Origin of the sequence: Tenacibaculum profundi (genome assembly GCF_052050075.1) — a bacterium.
Classification (GTDB): Bacteria; Bacteroidota; Bacteroidia; order Flavobacteriales; family Flavobacteriaceae; genus Polaribacter.
Map to the genome: position 1 here is coordinate 1,587,655 of NZ_CP197225.1, position 23,456 is coordinate 1,611,110.

The following is a 23,456-nucleotide window of genomic DNA, read 5'->3' on the forward strand; positions in this document are numbered from 1 at the left end:
TATAAATTAAAATTTTTATTTAACCTTTATGCTTCTTTTTTAAGTATATGGTTACCAATAGCACATTTGAGACATTTGGAATGATCACAATAGTTTGTTTTTAACTCAATTAAGGCTTGAGAACTTAATGCCCTTTTTTCGAAAGTACGAATTTCAGAAAACTTCGAAACAATGACATTTTTTTCTATTTCTATTTGATTTAAAACATAAAGTAATTGCTCTATATCCGAACATCCTTTTTCTTCCATAAAAACAAACCTTATAGGCACAATAGCATTGATAATCAATGAATTTACTAAAGATTTTGAAATCGACCTATCCCTTTTTTTTCTTGAGGTATCAAATGTATAGTGTTCTTTCCAAAAGTCGTCTAACTCCACAGAAAAAAAACGATAAATACTGTCAACATCATCCATTTTAATGAGTTTGGAAAACATATTGGAATGCTTATGAGCTAAAGCTACTAACTGAGCTATTCGAATTGTAGGAAAATTAAGTGGCCGAACTCTAAAAAACTCAAAATATTCACATTTCATTGGCTTTAAACCATACTTTATTTTAATATAACTATATTCCTTTTTTAACCTATTGTAATAAACTTCATCTTTATTAGCTTCAAGAAAACCTGCCTGACCAAAAAACAATGCTGAGAGTTGCAAATTACTATATCTTACTTTTTTTAAAACTTTGAATGGAAAAGACATCACTAATTTTAAAAAAGCTTCGCTATTTACCTTTAAACCAAAACCTTTTGCAATTAAATAAAATAATACAGCTTCATAATCATTATTAGTTTGTAAAAGCAGCCTACGTATGGCTATAGTTTTTCTTTCTAGTCTTTCAAAATAGAGTCTTTCGAGCCAATTATTAAAAATAAAATCTCCAACTTCATAAAGAGAATTCTGACAATGAATCCATTTATTTTCTTTACGCATCAGTTTTTCGTAAATCCTCAAAATTCTAGGCTCTATAACTGTTTTTAACTCTAAGATTGGAAGTAGCTTCTGGTTTTTCATAAAGACATCGACATCATACTCCCAAACAACATGGAGAATTACAGCATCATAGTTAGTATCCAATTCATGTTGATGAGTATACCAATCAGAAGATTTTACATGTATTTCAATATTTCCTACCCATAATTGGTTATCTAAATAGATTTGGGCATTTAAAAAGTCAGGGCCACTATTATTATTCCATGATCCTGTATTAATAATTTCTAAATTTTCATTAGAATTAATTTTTAATTTTCTGGTACAAAAAAATTTATTGTTCCACAAAAAATGTAGTAATTCTTCCCTCATAGTTTTTTACGAGTCAAATTACTAAAAAACAACAATTTAAAAACAAAAAAAACAAAAAAAAATAATTTCCCTTGCAAAAACTAGAAAATCACTATTATTTGCAATACTTTTATGGTAGCATTTAAAAAATCTGAATTCTTTTTAAGAAACCAAATACTATGTAAATGAGTAATATTATTGAAAATTTAAAATGGCGTTATGCCGTAAAAAAATTCGATGACAGTAAAATTCTTCCAGAAGAAAAAATCAATATCTTAAAAGATGCTTTTAACCTAACTGCAACCTCTTATGGTTTGCAACCTTATAAACTAGTTGTCCTTAGTAATAAAAAAATACAAGCTCAACTAGTTAAACATTCGTGGAATCAACAACAAATTGGTCAAGCTTCTCATTTATTTATTATAACGGTACCTAAACAAATATCAACTAAAGAAGTTGATGAATACTTTAAATTAGTCAAAGAGATAAGAAATACTCCAGATAATATAATTGAGCCCTTTAAAAAAATGTTATCAAATAGTATTTCAAGCAAAACAGCTGATGAACTTTTTCATTGGATGAAAAACCAGGCTTATTTAGCATTAGGAAACCTAATGACTGTTGCTGCTAATGAAAAAATAGACTCTTGTCCTATGGAAGGTTTTTCTCCAGAGAAATACGACGAGGTTCTTGGTCTGGATAGTTTAAATTTAAAATCTGTATTAATACTTGCTGTTGGCATTAGAGCTGAGGATTGCTTTATGAAAGATTTACAAAAAGTTAGAAAAAAACCAGAAGATATTATTATTGATTTATAATATGATTATAAATGAATTACAAATTTAGTAAATTCGTTATTCATAACTTGTAATTCTGCTATATGCAATCAATTCATATAATTTTATTAATACTTGGATATTTTGGCGTACTAATCGGAATTTCCTTTTTTACTGGAAAGTCTGCAAATAATTCAACTTTTTTTAAAGCTAACAATTCATCACCGTGGTATTTAGTAGCTTTTGGAATGATTGGTGCGTCGCTCTCTGGAGTTACCTTTATTTCAGTTCCTGGTTGGGTCGAAGGACAACAAATGAGCTACATGCAGATGGTTTTTGGCTATGTTATTGGTTATACCGTTATTGGTCTCATTCTTCTTCCTCTTTATTATCGTTTAAACCTAACCTCTATATACACTTATTTAGGAGATCGCTTTGGTACATTTTCTTATAAAACTGGTGCTTCTTTTTTCCTACTATCAAGAGTAATTGGAGCTTCTTTTCGGTTGTTTCTAGTTGCAAATGTGTTACAATTGATTTTGTTTGACACCTATGAAATTCCTTTTTGGATTACCGTGATCATTACCATTTTGTTGATATGGCTTTATACTTTTAAAGGAGGTATAAAAACCATTGTATGGACAGATACTTTGCAAACACTATTCATGTTAATTTCTGTAGGAGTTTGTATTGCAATGATTTCAAGAGAGTTACAAATAGATGATTTATTCGCATATGTATCCGAAAACAAACTATCTAAAATATTCTTTTTTGACGACATTAAAGCTGGTAATTACTTTTGGAAACAATTCTTTTCAGGTGCTTTTATAGCTATTGTTATGACAGGATTAGATCAAGATATGATGCAAAAAAACCTGACTTGTCGAAACTTAAAAGATGCTCAGAAAAATATGTTTTGGTTCACCATAGTTCTTGTCATCGTGAATTTCTTTTTCCTTTCTTTAGGTGTTTTACTGACCGACTATGCGCAAGCCATCAAAATAGATGCTCACAAAGATCAATTGTTCCCGCTTGTGGCCATGAGTGGTAAACTTGGTGTTACAACGTCTTTATTTTTTCTACTAGGTCTTATTGCTGCCGCCTATTCAAGTGCTGATAGTGCGTTAACCTCATTAACGACCTCTTTCAGTATCGATATTTTAGAAATTGATAAAAAAGAGGACGAGAAAGAACAAATAAGAATTCGAAAAAGAATTCATATCATCTTTTCTTTTATTCTAGCTGCTACCATTCTTATTTTTAAATACTTTATTGCAGATGAAAGCGTAATTGCTAAAATATTTCAGTTTGCTGGCTACACCTACGGTCCTTTACTAGGACTATATGCTTTCGGTTTATTTACTAAGTTAAAAATTAAAGATAATTTAGTTCCTTTCATTTGCTTGATTTCTCCATTTCTCACCTATCTTATTAGTGATTATAGTAAAATATATTTAAATTTTGATTTTGGCTTTTTTATTTTAATTCTCAATGGAACACTAACATTTTTAGGTTTATTAAGTATTCAAAAACAGTATTCAAATGAGTAAAAAAGGAAAAGAAAAAAATACTGCAAACAAAGCAAAACATAGTAGGTTAATGAAACAAAAAGCAAATAAGCTAAAATCAGAAAAGCTACAAAGAAAAGAAAGACTCAAAGCCATTATAAAAAAAGCTAACGAACCAAACAATACTATAAATGACAACTGAACAACTAATATCTAAATTTGATTTAACTGAACATCCAGAAGGAGGCTATTTTAGAGAGACCTACAGAAGTGAAGGAATAATTGAAAACAAAAATTTACCTAATAAATTCCAAGGAAACAGGAACTTCAGCACCTCAATTTATTTCTTATTGACTTCTGAAAAATTTTCTGCTTTTCATAAAATAAACCAAGATGAAATATGGCACTTTTACAGAGGGAGTTCATTAAAACTGCATATGATTTCTCCCCAAGGAGCCTATTCGTTCATTATAATAGGTAATAATATAGAAGCTAATGAAACACCGCAGTTTGTTGTTCCTGCTGGTTATTGGTTTGCTGCAGAAGTAATCAATAGCGACTCCTATTCATTTACTGGTTGTACTGTTGCCCCTGGATTCGATTTTAATGATTTCATTTTGCCGAAAAGAAAAGAACTGATTGAATTATTCCCAAAGCACAAGGATATTATTACTAGACTTACACATCATTAAAAAATAAAATAAGCCTTTAAAAATAGAGACTCATTTTATTTTTAGATAGGTACACTAAATTACTTTACAACAAACACAACGTTTATCAAAGCATTTAAATCAGTGGGTTGTCCTATGATTGTATAAGTCAACACACCATTTCCATCAATAGACATGGTTCCTGTGTCAAATACACTTGAATCAGCAAGAGTTACGTAGTAATATAAATCTGTTGCTGCATAGGTAGGTATTGCGTTTGGAGCTCCTGTACTTCTAGCAACTGGAGAAGCAAATTGAGCCGTATATTCATTGTATAAGTCCAACGCAAAGGTTCCATTCGTACTAGCATCTATGGCAATTGATGGTGGATAAAAGACTCGAGCAGCTCTCGAAGTAATAGGAGCAATTGCTTGTACCACTTCTTCTATTGTTGATTCACTGCCTGCTCCGGGATCACCTGTAACATTATCCATATCTACTGGAGTGATAACACTAACTTCTGAAGCATTCTGATCATCTGCATTTACTTGCCAACCTGTACTCGTATATCTATACAACTTCTGATCGGTTGTATTATATAAAATTGATCCTATACTAACCCCTGTTGTTGAATTCATTTCACTCATAGTAGCAGTGGGTAAAACCGTTAGAGCCCTAGCGTCTATTTGAGCAAAGGACATATGTAAACCTAGCAATAAAATTGCAAACAATAATTTTAATCTCATAATTTTATTTAAAACATAAAACACTGTAAAACAGAATATAAAATTACATTTTTTCTTTTTTTAAACAAAAAAAAGTATATTTTTAAAACTTAATTTTTGAATTTTGTCTATTAAATGAAAAAAAAACACCTTCTTTCCCTTTCATTGTTTCTTTTACAATTCACATTCGCTCAAACTGGACCTGGTGGGGTTGGGCTTAGAAATGGCACATCTTCACTAGATATTTGGCTTAGAGGAAACGACATAAATGCAGACAACGATTTAACCAATAATCCACCAAACGGTAGTAGCGTATCGACTTGGGCGGACTTTAGTGGAAACTCAAATCATTTCACACAATCAGGAAACAATAGACCTACATTTAGTGATATCGGTGCATTTGATGCTGTAAATTTTAATGCTAGCCTAAGTACAGCACAATTTATGAATAGTTCTTTATCAGGCATTTTCAGAAATGCAAGCGTATTTTTTGTAGTTAATACTGTAAATGATGGAAATGCAAATTCTTTATTTGACCACTCATCAGCATCTTTAAGAGTCGAACAACACTTTAATAGAAACCGAATAGGATTTACGAGGTATGGAATTGCAGATTATGTTACTAATATACCTAGTCCTTTTGGTATAAACGCTATTATTTCTTTCCATAAATCCTCAACATCTTCAAATTTAGAAGTTCGCTCTAACAATAACTCACATACGATCAATATCGGCTCTGCCACAACAGGGATTCCAGTAGCTCGAATTGGACGAAATTCTAATGGCACAGATGAAGCAAGTGGTAATTTCTACGAAATCATTTTTTTTAATTCACAAATAAATACTGCTCAAAAAATTATTATTGAAAATTACTTATCTGCAAAATATGGAAGTATTGGCATTTCAATGGATATTTATAATGAAGATGAACCAGGGGCTGGTAATTATGATCATGAAGTTGCTGGAATTGGAAGAATAAACTCATCAAATCAACATAATGACTCTCAAGGAACTGGGATTGTTAGAATCTTAAATCCAACGAATCTAGATGATAATGAATTTCTTTTTTGGGGACACGATAATCAGCCACTTCAAATGAATACAAATATAGATACTCCTAGCTCAATTAAAAATAGACTCACTAGAGTATGGAGAGTAAGTGAGTCAAATACTTCAGGGGGAGACGTAGATGTTGGAAATATTGAAATGAGATTTGACTTAACCGGATTATCAAATATTTCTACCAATAATTTACGCCTTTTAATAGACACTAATAATAATGGAAACTTTAATGATGATCCACCAATTTCTGGTGCAGTTAATTTGGGAAATAATATTTATGCATTTAACAATATTTCCTCAATATCTAATAATACACGATTTACTTTAGGATTGGCTTTAATCACTATTATAACAAATAAAAGAATTACACATAGGGTGATAAATTAAAACGCCTTCATATTTTAATAAAGAAACTTCCCCTTTTATGATTGCTTCGAAGAAGTATATTAAAATCGAATAAAATGAATACAACAAAATATTTAATTCTTTTTTTAACATTTTTTTCTCCATCCTTAATTGCTCAGACTGGGCCTGGTGGTATTGGAAATAACATTGGAAACTCTAATTTGGTTTTATGGTTAGACGCCAATAACGTAAACTTAACTAATGGAACAACCACAAATAATTGGAATGATGCTTCTGGCTATGGACATAATTTTAATACTGGTAATGGTGCTGTCTTTAATACAAACTCAGTTAACAACTACCCTTCTTTTAGCTTTAACAATTCGAGTAATTATTTTGAACTTGCCTATCAAAGTCGTTTAAGTCCCAACTCTTTTACTATTTTTTCGGTTGTAAGAGTAGCAAGTTCTGGAACTTACAAAGCTGTTCTTTCAAATAGAGACGACCCTTCAGGAACAGCGACAAGAGGGTTTATACTGTATTCTCGACCAAATACTAATAATTGGTCTTTCTGGACAGGAAGAGATACTTTTCCTTGGCAAACTGTCGAAGGAAATATTAATACCGCTGGAAATTGGTCTTCACAAATGCTTAGATATAATGGAAATACAAGTGAAAAAAACTTATCGATTAACAATAACAATTATACTACGTCCTCCCAAACAATGACTATAAACAACTCGCGCCCTTTTAGAATTGGTGCAGGGCGAAATGAATCAAATACTCCCAACTATTACTTTAATGGGAATATTGCTGAAATCATAATGTTTGACCAACTAATAAATGATGCACAAATTATAATTATTCAAAACTATTTAGCTGCTAAATACGATTTCATTTTATCACAAAACGACCTCTATAACGAAGACAATACAGGCAACGGAAACTATGACCATGATGTTGCTGGTATAGGAAGAGTAAATTCCTCAAATCTACACAACGATTCTCAAGGAACTGGAATCATAAGGGTATTAAATCCAACAAACTTAGATGACAATGAATTTTTTATTTGGGGGCATGACAACGGAGCCTTACAAATGAATACTGGGTTAAATGCTCCAAGCATTATAAAAAACAGACTCTTAAGAACGTGGAGGGTTAGTGAAACAAATACTTCTGGTGGCCCCATAGATGTAGGAAATATCGATATGAGATTCGACTTAACCGGAATAACAGCTGTTTCTAATGAAAACCTCCGTCTTATAGTAGATACGGATAATGATGGTAATTTTAATGATGAAATACCTATTTCAGGAGCTGTAAACCTGGGAAGTAATATATACAGTTTTAATGGAGTTTCTTCAATATCTAATAACAAAAGATTTACTTTAGGTCTTGCCTTAACTACAATTATTACCAATAGAAAAATTACACACCGGATAGATAATTAAAAAACAACCGATTTTGGTCGGTTGTTTATTTATCTATAGAACCTAAAACTCGTTGCATAAAGTTATTAAGAGCTTCCTTCTTAGATGTTCCATCCTTGATCATTTTTGAAACCTCAACAGCCCCATACATATTTGATATTAACTCACCAATTACATCTAGCTCTTCATCTTTTAAAGAAGGAACTTCTGTTAAGGCTTCAAGTGTATCAATAGCTTCAAGAACATAATCTTGATCATTCTCTTCAATAAAAGAGGTTAAATGTTTAATTACAGGTAATTTCATCTTTTAACTTAAATTACTTCATTTACGAAATCTTTTAAAACATCGAATTTATTAGTTTGAACTTGATTCACTAGCTCTCCACCTATAAAAGTTGCAAAAGTTGGTAAATTATCAACGTTAGCCAACTTTCTGCTTTCGGGAAATTTCTCTGCATCTGCAACTACAAAAGCCACACCTTCATTTTCTGAAGAAAGTTTTTTGAATTTTGGTTTCATTATTCTGCAATTTCCACACCATCCTGCAGAAAATTGAACCACTACTTTTTCATTATCAGAAACAATCTGATCCAAATTGTCTTGATTTAATTCTTGTACCATAATTTTATTATTATTTTTTATTAGAGTAGAACTCTTTACAAATACTTGGAAAAGCACCTGCTAGAAAAGAAAGTTCGTGCCAACAGTTTGTTTAGCCAACACGAACTATTTTTTTTAATTTACAGCTAAGTATTCTGCTGTAGATTTTGCGTTAGGTTGCATCGCTTGCTTTCCTTCTTCCCAATTTGCTGGACATACCTCTCCTTTTTCTTGAACATGAGTATATGCATCAATTAAGCGTAAATATTCGTTTACGTTTCTACCAATTGGCATATGATTAACTCCCTCATGAACAACAGTTCCTTCTTCATCTATAATATAAGTAGCTCTGTAAGTAACATTATCTCCTTCTACTTGCACTGTTCCAGTTTCTTCATCATAAGTTTCTTTAGCTATATCTAAAATCCCTAGAATAGAAGATAAATTACGATTACTATCTGCTAATAACGGATATGTTACACCTTCGATCCCTCCATTATCCTTAGACTGATTCAACCATGCAAAGTGTACCTCAGGAGTATCACAAGAGGCTCCAATTACAATGGTATTCCTTTTTTCAAATTCTGGTAAAGCAGCTTGAAAAGCATGTAGTTCTGTTGGACACACGAAAGTAAAATCTTTTGGATACCAAAATAACACAACTTTTTTCTTATTCTTTACAGCCTCTTCTAAAACATTTAATTTGAACGTGTCTCCCATCTCGTTCATTGCATCAACGTTTAAATTTGGAAATTTTTTACCTACTAATGTTGCCATCTATTTATTTTTTTTAAATTAATATTAATACAATTTGTCTAACAGTTCACAAATTTATTCTGTTTATTAGTTCTAGCTATGTAAAATCAAAAATATTTTCCTATTGCACTATAGAATTTATTGATAAAATAACATGTATTTAATTGTTATTTTTTATGAAATTTATTAAGTCACTGTTTAACAATTATTTAAATTTAAAAACCAAAACTAATTCCAAGTACGAAAAAATATAAAGCTATTTACTTTAAATAATTCTAACCTTATTAAATATTACATATAAATGGAAAATTCTACTTCGCATTCAGTTAATGGAAAAGGAAAATGTCCCTTTTCACTTGGACCATTTAATCATGGAGCTGGTCATGGAACATCGAATAGAGACTGGTGGCCGAACCAATTGAAACTAAATATTTTAAGACAGCATAGCTATTTATCAAGCCCTATGGACATTGATTTCAATTATGCCAAAGAATTTCAAAAGCTAAATCTAAAAGAACTTGCTAAAGATATTGATTTATTAATGACCAACTCTCAAAGTTGGTGGCCAGCCGATTATGGTCATTATGGGCCTTTTTTTATAAGGATGGCATGGCATAGTGCTGGTACCTATAGAATTCATGATGGAAGGGGAGGTGCAAGCTCTGGAACACTTCGATTCGCTCCTTTAAATAGTTGGCCTGACAACGGTAATCTTGATAAAGCAAGAAGACTACTGTGGCCGATAAAACAGAAATATGGTAGAAAGCTCTCTTGGGCAGACTTAATGATTTATACTGGTAATAGGGCACTTGAAACTATGGGATTTAAAACGTTTGGATTTGCCGGAGGTCGAGAAGATATTTGGGAACCTGAAGAGGATATTTACTGGGGAAAAGAAACAAAATGGCTTGATGATCAAAGATATACTGGAAACAGAGAGCTTGAAAACCCACTTGGAGCAGTTCAAATGGGGTTAATTTATGTAAACCCTGAAGGGCCTAATGGAAAACCCGACCCAATTGCCTCGGGAAAGGATATACGGGAGACCTTTGGAAGAATGGCTATGAACGATGAAGAAACCGTTGCACTGGTAGCTGGAGGGCACACGTTTGGAAAAGCCCACGGAGCAGCTGATCCAGATAAGTATGTTGGTAGAGAGCCAGAGGGTGCACCTATTGAAGAACTTGGCCTAGGTTGGCAAAATAACTTCGGTACTGGTAAAGGTAATGATACAATAACAAGCGGTATTGAAGGCGCTTGGACTCCAAACCCCGTTCAATGGGATAATGATTACTTTAATGTTTTATTTGGTTATGAATGGGAGTTAACGAAAAGTCCTGCGGGAGCTTATCAATGGAAACCAGCTAAAAACTCTAAAGCCCCAAAAGCGCCGCAAGCTCATAATGCATCTGAAAGTCAAGACCTCATGATGACAACTGCAGATATGGCATTAAAATTCGATCCAATATATGCTCCTATTTCTAGAATGTTTTATGAAAATCCTAATAAATTCGCTGATGCATTTGCTAAAGCTTGGTTTAAATTAACACATAGAGACCTTGGTCCAAAACCTTTTTATCTAGGTTCTGAAGTACCAGCCGAAGATTTAATCTGGCAAGACCCAATACCTAGGATTGATTTCAAATTAATTAACAACAAAGACATTGAAACACTTAAAACTCAAATTCTAGAGAGTGACCTATCTATCTCTGAGCTAGTATCAACTGCATGGGCCAGCGCTTCTACTTTTAGAGGTTCTGATAAAAGAGGTGGGGCTAATGGAGCTCGAATTCGATTAACTCCACAGAAATATTGGGAAGTAAATAATCCCCCTCAATTATCTAAAGTCCTCAATACTTTAGAAAAAATTCAACAAAAGTTTAACGAAAAACAATCAGAAGGCAAGAAAGTTTCAATTGCTGACTTAATTGTTCTTGCTGGATCCATTGCAATCGAGAAGGCTGCAAAAAATGCGGGACACACTATTTCTATTTCATTTAAACCTGGAAGAAATGATGCCCTTCAGAAACAAACAGATATTGAATCAATAGCTGTTTTAGAACCATCTGCAGATGGTTTCAGAAATTACAAAAAATTAAACCGCAATATTTCTGCTGAAGAATTATTAATAGATAAAGCACAACAATTAAAATTAACCATACCAGAAATGACTGCTTTAATTGGGGGAATGCGTGTTTTGAATACAAACTTTGATCAATCAAAACATGGTGTATTTACAGAACTAAATGAATTTTTAACTAATGATTTTTTTAAAAATCTTTTAGATCCTAATATTGACTGGAAACCAATTACAGATGATCGCGATATTTTTGAAGGAAAAGACATTGAATCAGGCTCTATAAAATGGACTGCTACTAGAGTGGATTTAATTTTTGGATCAAATTCAGAGCTACGTGCCATATCAGAAGTATATGGATCAAATGATGGTGAAGAACAATTTCTTGACAACTTTTCTAAAGCATGGGAAAAAGTAATGAATTTAGATCGTTTTGATTTATAATATTTTTTATTAAAAAAGTTAGAGGTTATGTAACCTCTAACTTTTTTTATTTACTAGCGAATAATTTGACATCATTTTCTGACACAGATTTCTCTCCAAGAATAATCAATCTTTCAATTACATTTCTTAGCTCTCGAATATTACCTGTCCAATCATACTCTTTCAGTAACTTTATAGCATCTTCTGAAAATTCTTTTACAGGAACTCCTTGTTCTTTACTTATTTTGTCAGCAAAAAATTTAATTAACAAAGGTATATCAGTTCGACGATCGTTTAAGGCAGGCACTTTAATCAAAATCACGGCCAATCTGTGGTAAAGATCTTCTCTAAAATTCCCCTCTGATATTTCTTTTTTAAGATCTTTATTGGTAGCTGCTACCACTCTAACATTAACTTTTATATCTTTATCTGATCCTACTCTCGATATCTTATTTTCTTGAAGTGCACGCAATACCTTTGCTTGAGCAGAAAGGCTCATATCACCAATTTCATCTAGAAATATTGTTCCTCCATTGGCTGCTTCAAACCTTCCTGCTCTATCCTTATTAGCTCCTGTAAAACTTCCTTTTACATGACCAAACAATTCACTTTCTATTAACTCAGATGGAATTGCAGCACAATTTACCTCTATCAAGGGAGCTTTTGATCTATTCGATTTCTCATGTAACCAATGAGCTACGAGTTCTTTTCCTGACCCATTGGGTCCTGTAATTAAAACCCTAGCATCCGTAGCTGCAACTTTTTCTATTATTTCTTTAATATGAGTTATCTCATTACTTTCACCGATCATTTCATAACTCTTACTTACCTTTTTCTTCAACCGCTTATTTTCTACTACTAACTCTTTTTTGTCAAGGGCATTTCTAACCGTATTTAATAGTCTATTTAAATCGGGAGGTTTCGAAATATAATCAAAAGCTCCTAGCCTCATTGTATTTACAGCTGTATCCAAATCACCATGCCCAGAAATCATAACTATAGGTATTTCTGGTTTTATTTTTTTTACTTTTTCCAAAACCTCTACACCATCTAGCTTTGGCATTTTAATATCGCATAATATCAAATCATAATCCTTACTTTTTATCTTTTCTATTCCTTGTAAACCGTCCTCTGCTTCCTCAACATTATAGCTATCATTTTCTTCCGATATAATTTTTTTTAAAACCCTCCTAATGGCAGATTCATCCTCTATTATTAGAATTTTACTCATATTATAATCAATATATTTTTAATTTATGTATTTAAATTGAAACATCTAAATTATTTAATCATAGTCCATGCCAAAATCAAAAATTAGACAAACTCTTTTTATATAAGTTAACCTTCAAAAGATTAACTTATTTTTTTATAAAAATACACAAGTATTTGTTTAATTTGGAAATTCCGTGAATTATCTAATTATAAACTTTTTATTATTTTATTTCAAGCCTATTAATAAAGTAGCTTTCAGTTAAATTAAGTTATTTTTTAATTTATAACACGTATATCTCTTTGTGGAAAAGGTATTGAAATCTTGTGTTCTTTAAAAAGTTTATTAATTTTAAAACGTATCTCACTTTTTGGAATTACAGCTTGAAAACTATCATTAATAGAAAATACAAGCCTAAACAGCAAAGCACTATCCCCAAAATCTTCAAAAATGACAGAAGGCTCTGGCTTTTTAAGTACTTTTGGGTGCTCAATAGCTGCTTGTAATAAAAGTTTCTTCACTAAACTTACATCACTTTCATATGCCACCCCTATAGTAATACTCTCTCTCGTTATGGTTCCATTTTGCGTCCAATTAAAAAGACTATTAGTTAAGTATTTATGATTCGGTATAATAAGAACTCTATTATCAATCGTAACCGCTCTTGTCGTTCTTAATTTTATCTCCTCTACTCTGCCTACCTTTCCATCTAATTCAATGACATCACCTACATGAACACTTTGATCAATAATAATGAAAATTCCAGATATAATATCCTGGAAAAATGTTTGTAAAGCCAAACCAACACCAATTAACAATGCCGCAGATGCTGCAAATATTGCTGTTACATTTACTCCTGAAGAACTTAATGTTATCAAAAAAATAATGATATACATTAACCAACTTGCAAAAGAAAAAACTGTATCGAACTTATTTACATCATCACTCTGTAATCTTTTTGTTACTATTTTTTTAAAAAAATTGAATAATATTGAAGCAATTATTAAAACAATTATTAAAATTAATATTGCTCTAATGTTTATACTAATGTCATTACTAATGTTAAAAGTATAATCCAGTATTTTATTGAGTTTCTCCACGACAAAATTATTTAAGCATCAAAAATAAAGCAGTTCTATGAAAAACAGAACTGCTTTATATATTTATTTATATTTCGGAGTTAAAATTATCCGCTATACCGAATCCATTTCCATAAATCTTTATACGAAGGTTTCTTTCCGTAAGATAAGATACCTACCCTATATATTTTAGCAGCTAACCAAACAACAAATAAAAAAGTTAGCACTAGTAATAACATGGACAATACGATTTCCCACCAAGCTACACCAAAAGGTACACGCATTAACATAACAATTGGTGAAGTTAAAGGTATATAAGAAAATATTATTGAAATTGGTCCATGCGGATTCTCTATTACTGTAGCGAAACCAACATATACTGCTAAAATTAATGGAAGCATAATTGGCATCATAAATTGCTGCGTATCCGTTTCATTATCAACTGCTGCTCCAACTGCCGCAAACAACGAACTATACAAAGCATATCCTCCTAAGAAATAGAATATGAATAATAAAAATAACTTTAATAGAGGTAACCTAAAAAATTCTTGAAGGATTATTTCTCCCTTACCTACAGTAGCTTCTGTCATCACTTTTATTTGCTCGGGTGATACTTTAGTCGATTGCATTTCTATAAAATTCATTCCAAACACAACAGAAAGAACCGTACTCAATATCAAAAACAGTATTCCCCAAATGATAAATTGAAGTAATCCTGCCGAAGCATTTCCTATGATTTTTCCCATCATCAACTGAAAAGGTTTTACAGAAGAAACAATTACCTCGATAATCCTACTTGTTTTTTCCTCAATAACACTTCTCATTACAGAGGTTCCATAAATCATTACAAACATCATTAAAAGATACCCTGCAACTGCCCCTATTCCTATTTTAAGTCCATTCTTTAGCTTTGATGATTTCTCTCCTGAAAAGTCAAACATTTTGATATCCGAAGAAATTCTAGATGCCTTAATTTTTTCAAGATCAATTCCAAATTTCGTTAATTTTTCATTTCTAATTTTACGTTCTATTTTTCCTTCTAGTGAAGAGATAATAGTCATACTTGGTGTGTCTTTTGAAAAAAACTCAACGGAATTAGCTAATACTTCCAAACTATCTAATTTTGGAATGTGTAATACTCCGTAAAAATCACCATTCTTCACCTTTTCTTTAGAATCGCTCAAACCTAACTTAGTAAAGTCTTGGTATTTTATGGTTTCTGTATTGATAAAAACATTCTCTTTAAAAAGACCTGACTCATCTACAAAAACAATTTTTTTTACTTTTTCATCATTCTTTTTCATTAAAAAGAATATTAAAAAGCCCATACCTATCATAATTAAGGGACTTAAAAAAGTCATGACAATAAAAGATCTATTTCGCACTTTAGCGATAAACTCGCGTTTAATTATTAATCTTAATTTTTTCATTTAACTAGCTATTTTTGTTTACGGCCTCAATAAATATGTCGTTGGCACTTGGAATTAATTCTACAAAATGATGTACCTCTCCTCTATTAATTAAAAATGATAGTAGATCATTAGGAGAATCTCCTTTCTTAAGTTTTACATTTAGCTTTAACCCTTCATTTACAGTAGTAAAATCAGCAGGACTTACTTTGAATTTTTCTCTTAATAAGCTTTCCAATTCAACGGAGCTATTTGTGTTAACCCCTACTTGAAATGTATTTGTTCTAAATTGTTTTTTTATATCAACTAGCTTACCATCAAGCACTTTATTTGATTTATTAATTAATGCTATATGATCACACATTTCCTCTACGCTCTCCATTCTATGCGTTGAAAAAATAATGGTGGCGCCTTCATCTCTTAATTGCAAAATCTCTTTTGCTATTATTTGGGCATTAATCGGATCAAAACCTGAAAAAGGTTCGTCAAATATCAATAGTTTTGGACGATGCAAAACAGTAACAATAAATTGCACTTTTTGTGCCATTCCTTTAGATAGTTCTTCTATTTTCTTTCCCCACCAAGCTCCAATATCAAATTTATCAAACCAATATTTTAATCTACTCTTAGCTTCAGACTTAGACAACCCCTTTAACTGTGCCAAATATAAAGCTTGTTCCCCGACCTTCATACTTTTATACAGGCCTCTTTCCTCTGGTAAATAACCTATTTTCTCAACGTGATGTGGAGCTAGAGGTTCTCCGTCTAGTATAACTGAACCACTATCTGGCATTGTTATTTGGTTTATGATCCTAATTAAAGAAGTTTTCCCTGCACCATTTGGTCCCAATAACCCAAAAACACTCCCCCTAGGGATATTAATGGAAATATTATTTAATGCAGTATAACCATCATAATACTTAAATAAATTACTAATTTCTAAAAAATTACTCATCAACTTATATATTTTTACCTAAAACTCAAAATAGCTATTAAGCCATTTAATAGGTAGTCTTTTTATTCGAAATGTTACAATATCGACAAAATTTAAAAATGTTAGACAGCAATTTTATGTATCCATTTTCCAGGAGTCCTTTTTAAGTTTTAAAAATAGCTATCTACTAAATTCAACCATCATTTATAATTTTTATTATTTAAAATACTATGCGTGCATAATTTTTTTCAATATACTATGCGTGCATAGTATATTTTTTATATCTTTGAATTTGTATGAATAAAAACAAATCGATAGATCATCAATTAAGGGCAACTTGGCAAGCAGTTGCTAAGATGTATAATGAGCAAGCCGCGAAACATAATACCACTATGGCTACCGCCTTTGCTTTACTTAATATTGATTTTACTGAAGGAACTCCCTCGACTTCTTTAGGCCCTTTAATGGGAATGGAACCAACAAGTCTTTCTAGACTACTTAAAACAATGGAAGACAAAGGCTTGGTGTGCAGAATAAAAAACCCTAACGATGGTAGAAGCGTGATTATTAAGCTTACTGATTTTGGTAAGGAAATGCGTAAAGTTTCTAAAGGGCATGTATATCAATTTAATAATAAAGTACGAGAATTTATAACAGAAAAAGAACTGGACAGTTTTTTCAAAGTAACAAAAACTATAAACAAACTCATAACAGAAAAGTTAGTGTATAATAATGTAAATAACGAAGCTGTATAAAATGACAAACCAAATGACAAAAAGAATTAAGAAAGTTGCAATTATTGGGTCTGGAATTATGGGATCTGGAATTGCTTGTCATTTTGCCAATATTGGCGTAGAAGTTTTATTACTCGATATAGTACCGAGAGAACTAAACGACAAAGAAAAGGCAAAAGGATTAACTCTAGAAGACAAAATAGTTAGAAATCGAATTGTAAACGATGCTTTATCTACTTCCTTAAAATCAAAGCCATCTCCTATATACAGTAAAAAATTTGCTGACCGTATAGTAACGGGTAACCTAGAAGATGATCTCCATAAAATCAAAGATGTTGATTGGATTATGGAAGTCGTTGTAGAAAGGTTAGATATTAAACAAAGTGTATTTGAAAAAGTTGAAAAATATCGTACACCTGGCACTATTGTCTCAACGAATACTTCGGGAATACCTATTAAATTTATGAACGAAGGAAGAAGTGAAGATTTTCGCAAACATTTTGCTGTAACCCACTTCTTTAACCCTCCTAGGTATTTGAAGCTATTTGAGGTTGTACCTGGACCAGATTGTAAACAAGAAGTAGTAGATTTCTTGATGGATTATGGTTCTAAATTTTTAGGCAAAACATCTGTTCTTGCGAAAGATACACCTGCCTTCATAGGAAATAGAATTGGAATTTTCGGAATTCAATCTTTATTTCATCAAGTAAAAGAACTCGGGTTAACAATTGAAGAAGTAGATAAATTGACAGGCCCAGTTATTGGCCGTCCAAAATCCGCTACTTTTAGAACTGTTGATGTTGTTGGGTTAGACACTCTGGTTCATGTAGCAAATGGCATTCATGAAAATTGTCCTGAAGATGAAGCCCATGATCTTTTTAAACTTCCTGAGTTTATAAAAATCATGATGAAAAATAAATGGTTGGGGAGTAAAACTAAACAAGGTTTTTATAAAAAATCAGTTAACGCAGAAGGTAAAAAAGAAATTTTATCTCTTGACTTAGAAACGATGGAATATCGTTCGAAAAAAAGAGCCAAATTTGCGACTTTAGAATTGACAAAAAATATTGACAAGCCTATAGATCGTTTCAAGGTTTTAGTTGGAGGTAAAGATAAGGCAGGTGAATTCTATCGTAAAAATTTTGCAGCAATGTTTGCTTATGTGCAAAATAGAATTCCAGAAATTTCGGATGAATTATACCGTATTGATGACGCTATGAAAGCAGGATTTGGATGGGAAAATGGACCTTTCGAAATTTGGGATGCTGTAGGAGTTGAAAAAGGTATTGAGCTAATGAAAGCTGAAGGAAAAGAGCCTGCTTCTTGGGTATCTGACATGGTTAGTAAAGGAGAAACTTCTTTTTATTCAGTTAAAAACGGTGCTACATACTATTATGATGTCACCAAAAAAGAACAAGTAAAAAAACCTGGTCAAGATTCATTCATTATCCTTGATAACATTAGAAAGACTAAAGAAGTTTTCAAAAATTCTGGTGTTGTAATAGAAGATTTAGGTAATGGAATTTTAAACTGTGAATTCCAATCCAAAATGAATACTATTGGTGCTGATGTTTTAGCTGGATTAAATAAAGCTATTGATTTAGCTGAAAAAGATTTTCAAGGACTCGTTGTAGGTAATCAAGATGCTAATTTCTCTGTTGGAGCAAATATTGGAATGATTTTCATGATGGCTGTAGAGCAAGAATACGATGAATTAAATATGGCTATCAAGTATTTCCAAGATACCATGATGCGTATGCGTTATTCTTCTATTCCTACTATTGCAGCTCCACACGGTATGACATTAGGAGGGGGTTGTGAGTTATCCCTTCATGCTGATAAAGTAGTAGCTGCTGCTGAAACTTATATCGGACTTGTTGAATTTGGTGTTGGTGTTATTCCTGGTGGAGGTGGATCAAAAGAAATGGCTTTAAGAGCTCAAGATTTATTCCATCAAGGTGATGTTCAGTTGAACGTGTTACAAGAGCACTTCTTAACTATAGGAATGGCAAAGGTAGCTACCTCTGCTTATGAAGCATATGATTTTAATTTACTTCAAAAAGGAAAGGATGTTGTTGTAGTTAACAAAGACCGACAAATTGCTGAAGCAAAGAAGCACGCGTTATTATTAGCCGAATCAGGATATACACAACCTGTAAAGCGAAAAGATGTTTTAGTACTTGGAAAACAAGCTCTTGGAATGTTCCTTGTGGGTACAGACTCAATGAATGCCTCAAAATACATTTCTGAGCACGATCAAAAAATTGCCAATAAACTAGCCTATGTAATGGCTGGAGGAGATTTATCAGAACCTGCGAAAGTTTCTGAACAATACTTATTAGATCTCGAAAGAGAAGCTTTCTTAAGTTTAACTACAGAGCGTAAAACGTTAGAGCGCATTCAACACATGTTAAAAACAGGTAAACCATTAAGAAACTAAGAAAATGAAAACAGCATATATAGTAAAAGGATATAGAACCGCAGTAGGTAAGTCGAAAAAAGGTGTATTTAGATTTAAAAGAGCTGATGAGTTGGCTGCTGAAACCATCAAATACATGATGGATAAATTACCTGATTTTGATGTTAAACGAATTGATGATGTTATTGTTGGAAACGCTATGCCTGAAGGCTCTCAAGGATTAAATATGGCCCGAATCATTTCTTTAATTGGCCTAGATTCTGTTGACGTGCCTGGTGTAACTGTTAATCGATTTTGTTCTTCTGGTTTAGAAACCATAAGTATGGCTGTAGCAAAAATACAATCTGGTATGGCTGACTGTATTATTGCTGGAGGTACAGAAAGTATGAGCTCTGTTCCTATGACAGGTTTTAAGCCTGAATTAAATTACGACATTGTTAATTCAGGACATGAAGATTATTATTGGGGAATGGGTAATACAGCTGAAGCTGTAGCTCAAAAATATAATGTATCGCGAGAAGATCAAGATAAATTTGCATACGAATCTCATGTTAAAGCTCTAAAAGCGCTAGAAGAAAATCGATTCCAAGACCAAATAGTTCCTATCAAAGTTAACGAAACTTATATCGATAACAATGGAAAAAAAGCTACAAGAGATTATACAGTTACTAAAGACGAAGGGCCTCGTAAAGGAACAAATGTCGAAGCATTAGGAAGATTACGTCCGGTTTTTGCTGCAAACGGCTCAGTAACAGCAGGAAACTCTTCTCAAACTAGTGATGGTGCTGCATTCGTTATGGTTATGAGTGAAGAGATGGTCAAAGAGTTAAATATTGAACCAGAAGCACGTATGGTTAGCTATGCAGCCGCTGGAGTACCCCCGAGAATTATGGGAATAGGGCCTGTTGCTGCTATCCCTAAAGCATTAAAGCAAGCAGGACTTAAAAAGGAAGATATTGAATTAATAGAACTAAATGAAGCCTTTGCCTCTCAATCTTTAGCAGTAATAAGAGAATTGGATTTAAATGCAGAACTTATTAATGTTAATGGAGGTGCAATCGCATTAGGTCACCCTTTAGGATGTACAGGAGGTAAGCTTTCGGTACAACTACTTGACGAAATGCGTAAACGTAACATGAATAATAAATATGGAATGGTAACTATGTGTGTTGGTACTGGACAAGGTGCCGCAGGGATTTTCGAATTCTTAACATAATAGTAATGATAAATGAGTGTTATTTTCAGCACGGTACTTTTAATTTAATTAATAAAAAATAGTAACAGAGATACACATTAGCATATGATTAACATAACAAATTCATGTTTTATTGATTCGTTAGTTATCTGCTAAGTACTCATTACGAGAAAAAAGCATAAAAAATTATGTCAGAAATAAAAACAGATATACTACGAGGAGGAGAATTCCTAGTAAAAGAAACCAAATGTGAAGATGTATTTACCCCTGAAGATTTCTCGGAAGAGCAAACCATGATGAGGGATGCAGTAAAAGAATTTAATGATAGAGAAATTATACCTCATAAAAATCGTTTTGAAGCTAAAGATTATGCTTTAACTGAAGAAACAATGCGCAAAGCAGGTGAGTTAGGTTTCTTAGGGGTAGCAGTTCCAGAATCTTACGGTGGACTTGGTATGGGATTTGTTTCTACTATGTTAACTTGTGATTATATTTCAAGTGGAACAGGTTCTTTTAGTACTGCTTTTGGTGCTCATACAGGAATTGGTACAATGCCTATTACTCTTTACGGTACGGAGGAACAAAAGCAAAAATATGTTCCTGCATTAGCCGCTGGTGAAAAATTTGGAGCGTACTGTTTAACTGAGCCAGGAGCAGGTTCTGATGCCAATTCTGGAAAAACTACCGCTGAACTTACCGAAGATGGTAAGCACTACAAAATCAATGGTCAAAAAATGTGGATATCAAATGCAGGATTTGCAGAGATTTTCATTGTTTTTGCTCGCATAGAGAATGATAAGAATATTACTGGATTTATCCTTGAATACGATAAAGACAACCCTAATGGCGTAACTATGGGTGAAGAAGAACATAAGCTTGGTATTAGAGCCTCTTCTACTCGTCAGGTATTTTTTAATGATACACTAATTCCAGTTGAAAACATGTTATCAGAACGTGGTGGTGGATTTAAAATTGCCATGAACGCACTAAATGTTGGTCGAATTAAACTGGCGGCTGCATGTATAGATTCACAAAGAAGAATAACAAGTGATGCAGTAAATTACGCTAACGAACGTAAACAGTTTAAAACATCGATTTCTGAATTTGGTGCGATTAAATCAAAATTAGCAGAAATGGCAACTAGCGCCTATGTTGGTGAATCAGCATCTTATAGAGCTGCAAAAGATATTGAAGATAGAATTGCAATCAGAGAGTCTGAAGGAAATTCTCATCAAGAAGCTGAATTGAAAGGTGTCGAAGAGTATGCTATTGAGTGTTCTATCTTGAAAGTAGCAGTTTCTGAGGATGTCCAAAATTGTTCAGATGAAGGTATTCAAATCTATGGTGGAATGGGATTCTCTGAAGAGACTCCAATGGAAGCTGCCTGGAGAGACTCTAGAATTGCAAGAATCTATGAAGGTACTAACGAAATCAATAGAATGCTTTCAGTAGGTATGTTAGTAAAAAAAGCCATGAAAGGACACGTAGATCTTCTTAATCCTGCAATGAAAGTTGCTGATGAATTAATGGGAATTCCTTCATTCGATACTCCTGATTATTCTGAATTGTTTGCTGAAGAAAAGGAAATCGTATCAAAACTTAAAAAAGTATTTTTAATGGTTGCTGGTTCTGCAATCCAAAAGTTTGGACCAGATCTAGAAAAAAATCAGCAACTATTAATGTGTGCTTCTAATATACTTATTGAAATATATATGGCCGAGTCAGGAATTTTGAGAACAGAAAAAAATGCAAAGCGTTTTGGAGAAGAATCTCAAAAAGAACAGATTGCCATGGCTCAATTATATTTATATAACGCTGTAGATATCATAAATAAAAACGCCAAAGAAGGGATTGTTTCATTTGCTGAAGGAGACGAACAACGTATGATGCTAATGGGCTTAAAACGCTTTACAAAATATACGAATTATCCTAATGTAGTTGAATTACGTAATGTAATTGCAGAAAAACTGAAAGCAGAAAATAAATATTGCTTCTAAAATATTAGTTCAGAGATGAACTATAAAATCTTCTTCAACTTTTTATAGGTTTTAGAATTTAGTTGTTTGTTTAAAAGACCGTTATTACTTAACGGTCTTTTATTATTTAATAACCTTACATTGTTAAAACAATTTTCTACTCCGAACTGTTTTCAATTTTATCGATATTTCTTATATTTTCAACAATTCTATAAAACATTTACCCCTCTAGTTTCAAGGAAGAGTACACAACACTAGTCTCCACAATAACTCCAGTATTTATAATAATTTGCTTGAATTACAGCTACCTATTGATAGCTCTATGAATAAATAGTATTGCCCTCCTAATTAGGTCATAGTATTTTTTAACCTAATTAAATACAGCTATCCAGCACCATACTAACATAATCTCCAAAAATAATTGGCTGAAATACTATTCTATTATTTATTGAATCTTCAACTATTTAGTTATTTAAACCATCTCAAGTTTAAAATAGGTTCATCTTGAAGAATAACAAACAACTATAATTTAGATTACCTTATTGAGTTCTTTTATTTTGTATACTGTTTTTTCATCAAAGTATAGACTGACTACCTGTTTACAAGTGTATTTATTTGTATAAAAAGTTATTTTGATTATATGGGTTCATAAATCAAAATAAAAGCTGCATGCTAAAGTTACTTGTTGAACTAATTCAACAAGTAAAATTAAATATGTTAAACTCTCTTCTAAGGTATGTTTTACAATGATCTTGGTTTATTAAATCACCAAATAGTCTTATAGACAAAATGACGTTATATTTCGACCAATCAACATTATATTTCGACCAATCAACATTATATTTCGACAATTGAAACAATAAAA

The 23,456-nt window shown here is 32.2% G+C and carries 20 protein-coding genes; 11 read left to right on the forward strand and 9 right to left on the reverse strand.

All coding sequences use genetic code 11. The features are described 5' to 3' along the window. Positions 1–26: 26 nt before the first annotated feature. Positions 27–1,304, reverse strand: a complete 1,278-nt coding sequence (locus ACSIGE_RS06450) for a DUF2851 family protein (protein ID WP_440881947.1) — start codon at positions 1,302–1,304, stop codon at positions 27–29. A gap of 164 nt (positions 1,305–1,468) precedes the next feature. Between ACSIGE_RS06450 and ACSIGE_RS06455 the strand changes: the two genes are divergently transcribed. The 4 genes from ACSIGE_RS06455 (at position 1,469) to ACSIGE_RS06470 (ending at position 4,259) form a co-directional block, all read left to right on the forward strand. Next, complete coding sequence (locus tag ACSIGE_RS06455; RefSeq protein ID WP_440881948.1) at positions 1,469–2,101, forward strand: NAD(P)H-dependent oxidoreductase; 633 nt, start codon at positions 1,469–1,471, stop codon at positions 2,099–2,101. 62 nt (positions 2,102–2,163) lie between these two features. Then, positions 2,164–3,609 (forward strand): sodium:solute symporter, encoded by a 1,446-nt coding sequence (locus ACSIGE_RS06460; protein ID WP_440881949.1) that lies wholly within the window; start codon positions 2,164–2,166, stop codon positions 3,607–3,609. After that, entirely contained in the window at positions 3,602–3,769 is a 168-nt protein-coding gene (locus ACSIGE_RS06465; protein ID WP_440881950.1) for a hypothetical protein, read from the forward strand. Before ACSIGE_RS06460 ends, ACSIGE_RS06465 begins: the two co-directional genes overlap by 8 nt. Then, on the forward strand, positions 3,759–4,259 hold the full coding sequence (locus ACSIGE_RS06470; protein WP_440881951.1) for a cupin domain-containing protein: 501 nt from the start codon (positions 3,759–3,761) through the stop codon (positions 4,257–4,259). Before ACSIGE_RS06465 ends, ACSIGE_RS06470 begins: the two co-directional genes overlap by 11 nt. Positions 4,260–4,318: 59 nt before the next feature. Here the strand turns inward: ACSIGE_RS06470 and ACSIGE_RS06475 are convergent, their stop codons facing one another. Further along, the gene (locus ACSIGE_RS06475) at positions 4,319–4,963 is read right to left on the reverse strand and encodes a hypothetical protein (protein ID WP_440881952.1); all 645 of its coding nucleotides are present in this window, start codon (positions 4,961–4,963) and stop codon (positions 4,319–4,321) included. Between the two features lie 114 nt (positions 4,964–5,077). Here ACSIGE_RS06475 and ACSIGE_RS06480 point away from each other — a divergent pair, with 114 nt between their 5' ends. Both ACSIGE_RS06480 and ACSIGE_RS06485 read left to right on the forward strand, forming a co-directional pair. After that, positions 5,078–6,391, forward strand: a complete 1,314-nt coding sequence (locus ACSIGE_RS06480) for a hypothetical protein (RefSeq protein WP_440881953.1) — start codon at positions 5,078–5,080, stop codon at positions 6,389–6,391. 74 nt (positions 6,392–6,465) lie between these two features. Further along, positions 6,466–7,800 (forward strand): hypothetical protein, encoded by a 1,335-nt coding sequence (locus ACSIGE_RS06485; RefSeq protein ID WP_440881954.1) that lies wholly within the window; start codon positions 6,466–6,468, stop codon positions 7,798–7,800. Between the two features lie 25 nt (positions 7,801–7,825). Here the strand turns inward: ACSIGE_RS06485 and ACSIGE_RS06490 are convergent, their stop codons facing one another. The 3 genes from ACSIGE_RS06490 to ACSIGE_RS06500 all read right to left on the reverse strand — a co-directional run bounded on the left by ACSIGE_RS06490 (position 7,826) and on the right by ACSIGE_RS06500 (position 9,156). Further along, positions 7,826–8,083: a DUF6952 family protein gene (locus ACSIGE_RS06490; RefSeq protein ID WP_440881955.1), complete on the reverse strand. Its 258-nt coding sequence runs from the start codon at positions 8,081–8,083 to the stop codon at positions 7,826–7,828. Positions 8,084–8,091: 8 nt separating this feature from the next. After that, positions 8,092–8,400 carry a thioredoxin family protein gene (locus tag ACSIGE_RS06495; protein ID WP_440881956.1) on the reverse strand — a complete coding sequence of 103 codons (309 nt, stop codon included), beginning with the start codon at positions 8,398–8,400 and terminating at the stop codon, positions 8,092–8,094. A gap of 114 nt (positions 8,401–8,514) precedes the next feature. Beyond that, positions 8,515–9,156: a peroxiredoxin gene (locus ACSIGE_RS06500; RefSeq protein ID WP_440881957.1), complete on the reverse strand. Its 642-nt coding sequence runs from the start codon at positions 9,154–9,156 to the stop codon at positions 8,515–8,517. Positions 9,157–9,436: 280 nt separating this feature from the next. Here ACSIGE_RS06500 and katG point away from each other — a divergent pair, with 280 nt between their 5' ends. Beyond that, the gene (gene katG / locus ACSIGE_RS06505) at positions 9,437–11,656 is read left to right on the forward strand and encodes a catalase/peroxidase HPI (RefSeq protein WP_440881958.1); all 2,220 of its coding nucleotides are present in this window, start codon (positions 9,437–9,439) and stop codon (positions 11,654–11,656) included. Positions 11,657–11,702: 46 nt separating this feature from the next. Here katG and ACSIGE_RS06510 read toward each other — a convergent pair whose 3' ends face one another. From ACSIGE_RS06510 to ACSIGE_RS06525, 4 genes are all read right to left on the reverse strand, one after another. Further along, on the reverse strand, positions 11,703–12,866 hold the full coding sequence (locus tag ACSIGE_RS06510; protein ID WP_440881959.1) for a sigma-54-dependent transcriptional regulator: 1,164 nt from the start codon (positions 12,864–12,866) through the stop codon (positions 11,703–11,705). A gap of 257 nt (positions 12,867–13,123) precedes the next feature. Continuing rightward, positions 13,124–13,945, reverse strand: a complete 822-nt coding sequence (locus ACSIGE_RS06515; RefSeq protein ID WP_440881960.1) for a mechanosensitive ion channel family protein — start codon at positions 13,943–13,945, stop codon at positions 13,124–13,126. Between the two features lie 86 nt (positions 13,946–14,031). After that, positions 14,032–15,354 (reverse strand): ABC transporter permease, encoded by a 1,323-nt coding sequence (locus ACSIGE_RS06520; RefSeq protein WP_440881961.1) that lies wholly within the window; start codon positions 15,352–15,354, stop codon positions 14,032–14,034. A gap of 4 nt (positions 15,355–15,358) precedes the next feature. Beyond that, entirely contained in the window at positions 15,359–16,288 is a 930-nt protein-coding gene (locus ACSIGE_RS06525; protein ID WP_440881962.1) for an ABC transporter ATP-binding protein, read from the reverse strand. A 275-nt stretch (positions 16,289–16,563) separates the two neighbouring features. Here ACSIGE_RS06525 and ACSIGE_RS06530 point away from each other — a divergent pair, with 275 nt between their 5' ends. The 4 genes from ACSIGE_RS06530 (at position 16,564) to ACSIGE_RS06545 (ending at position 22,612) form a co-directional block, all read left to right on the forward strand. Further along, complete coding sequence (locus ACSIGE_RS06530; RefSeq protein ID WP_440881963.1) at positions 16,564–17,022, forward strand: MarR family winged helix-turn-helix transcriptional regulator; 459 nt, start codon at positions 16,564–16,566, stop codon at positions 17,020–17,022. Between the two features lie 13 nt (positions 17,023–17,035). Next, positions 17,036–19,441, forward strand: a complete 2,406-nt coding sequence (locus ACSIGE_RS06535; RefSeq protein ID WP_440881964.1) for a 3-hydroxyacyl-CoA dehydrogenase NAD-binding domain-containing protein — start codon at positions 17,036–17,038, stop codon at positions 19,439–19,441. 4 nt (positions 19,442–19,445) lie between these two features. Next, the gene (locus tag ACSIGE_RS06540) at positions 19,446–20,636 is read left to right on the forward strand and encodes an acetyl-CoA C-acyltransferase (RefSeq protein WP_440881965.1); all 1,191 of its coding nucleotides are present in this window, start codon (positions 19,446–19,448) and stop codon (positions 20,634–20,636) included. 167 nt (positions 20,637–20,803) lie between these two features. Then, positions 20,804–22,612, forward strand: coding sequence for an acyl-CoA dehydrogenase family protein (locus ACSIGE_RS06545; protein ID WP_440881966.1), 1,809 nt, complete (start codon positions 20,804–20,806; stop codon positions 22,610–22,612). Positions 22,613–23,456: the final 844 nt, after the last annotated feature.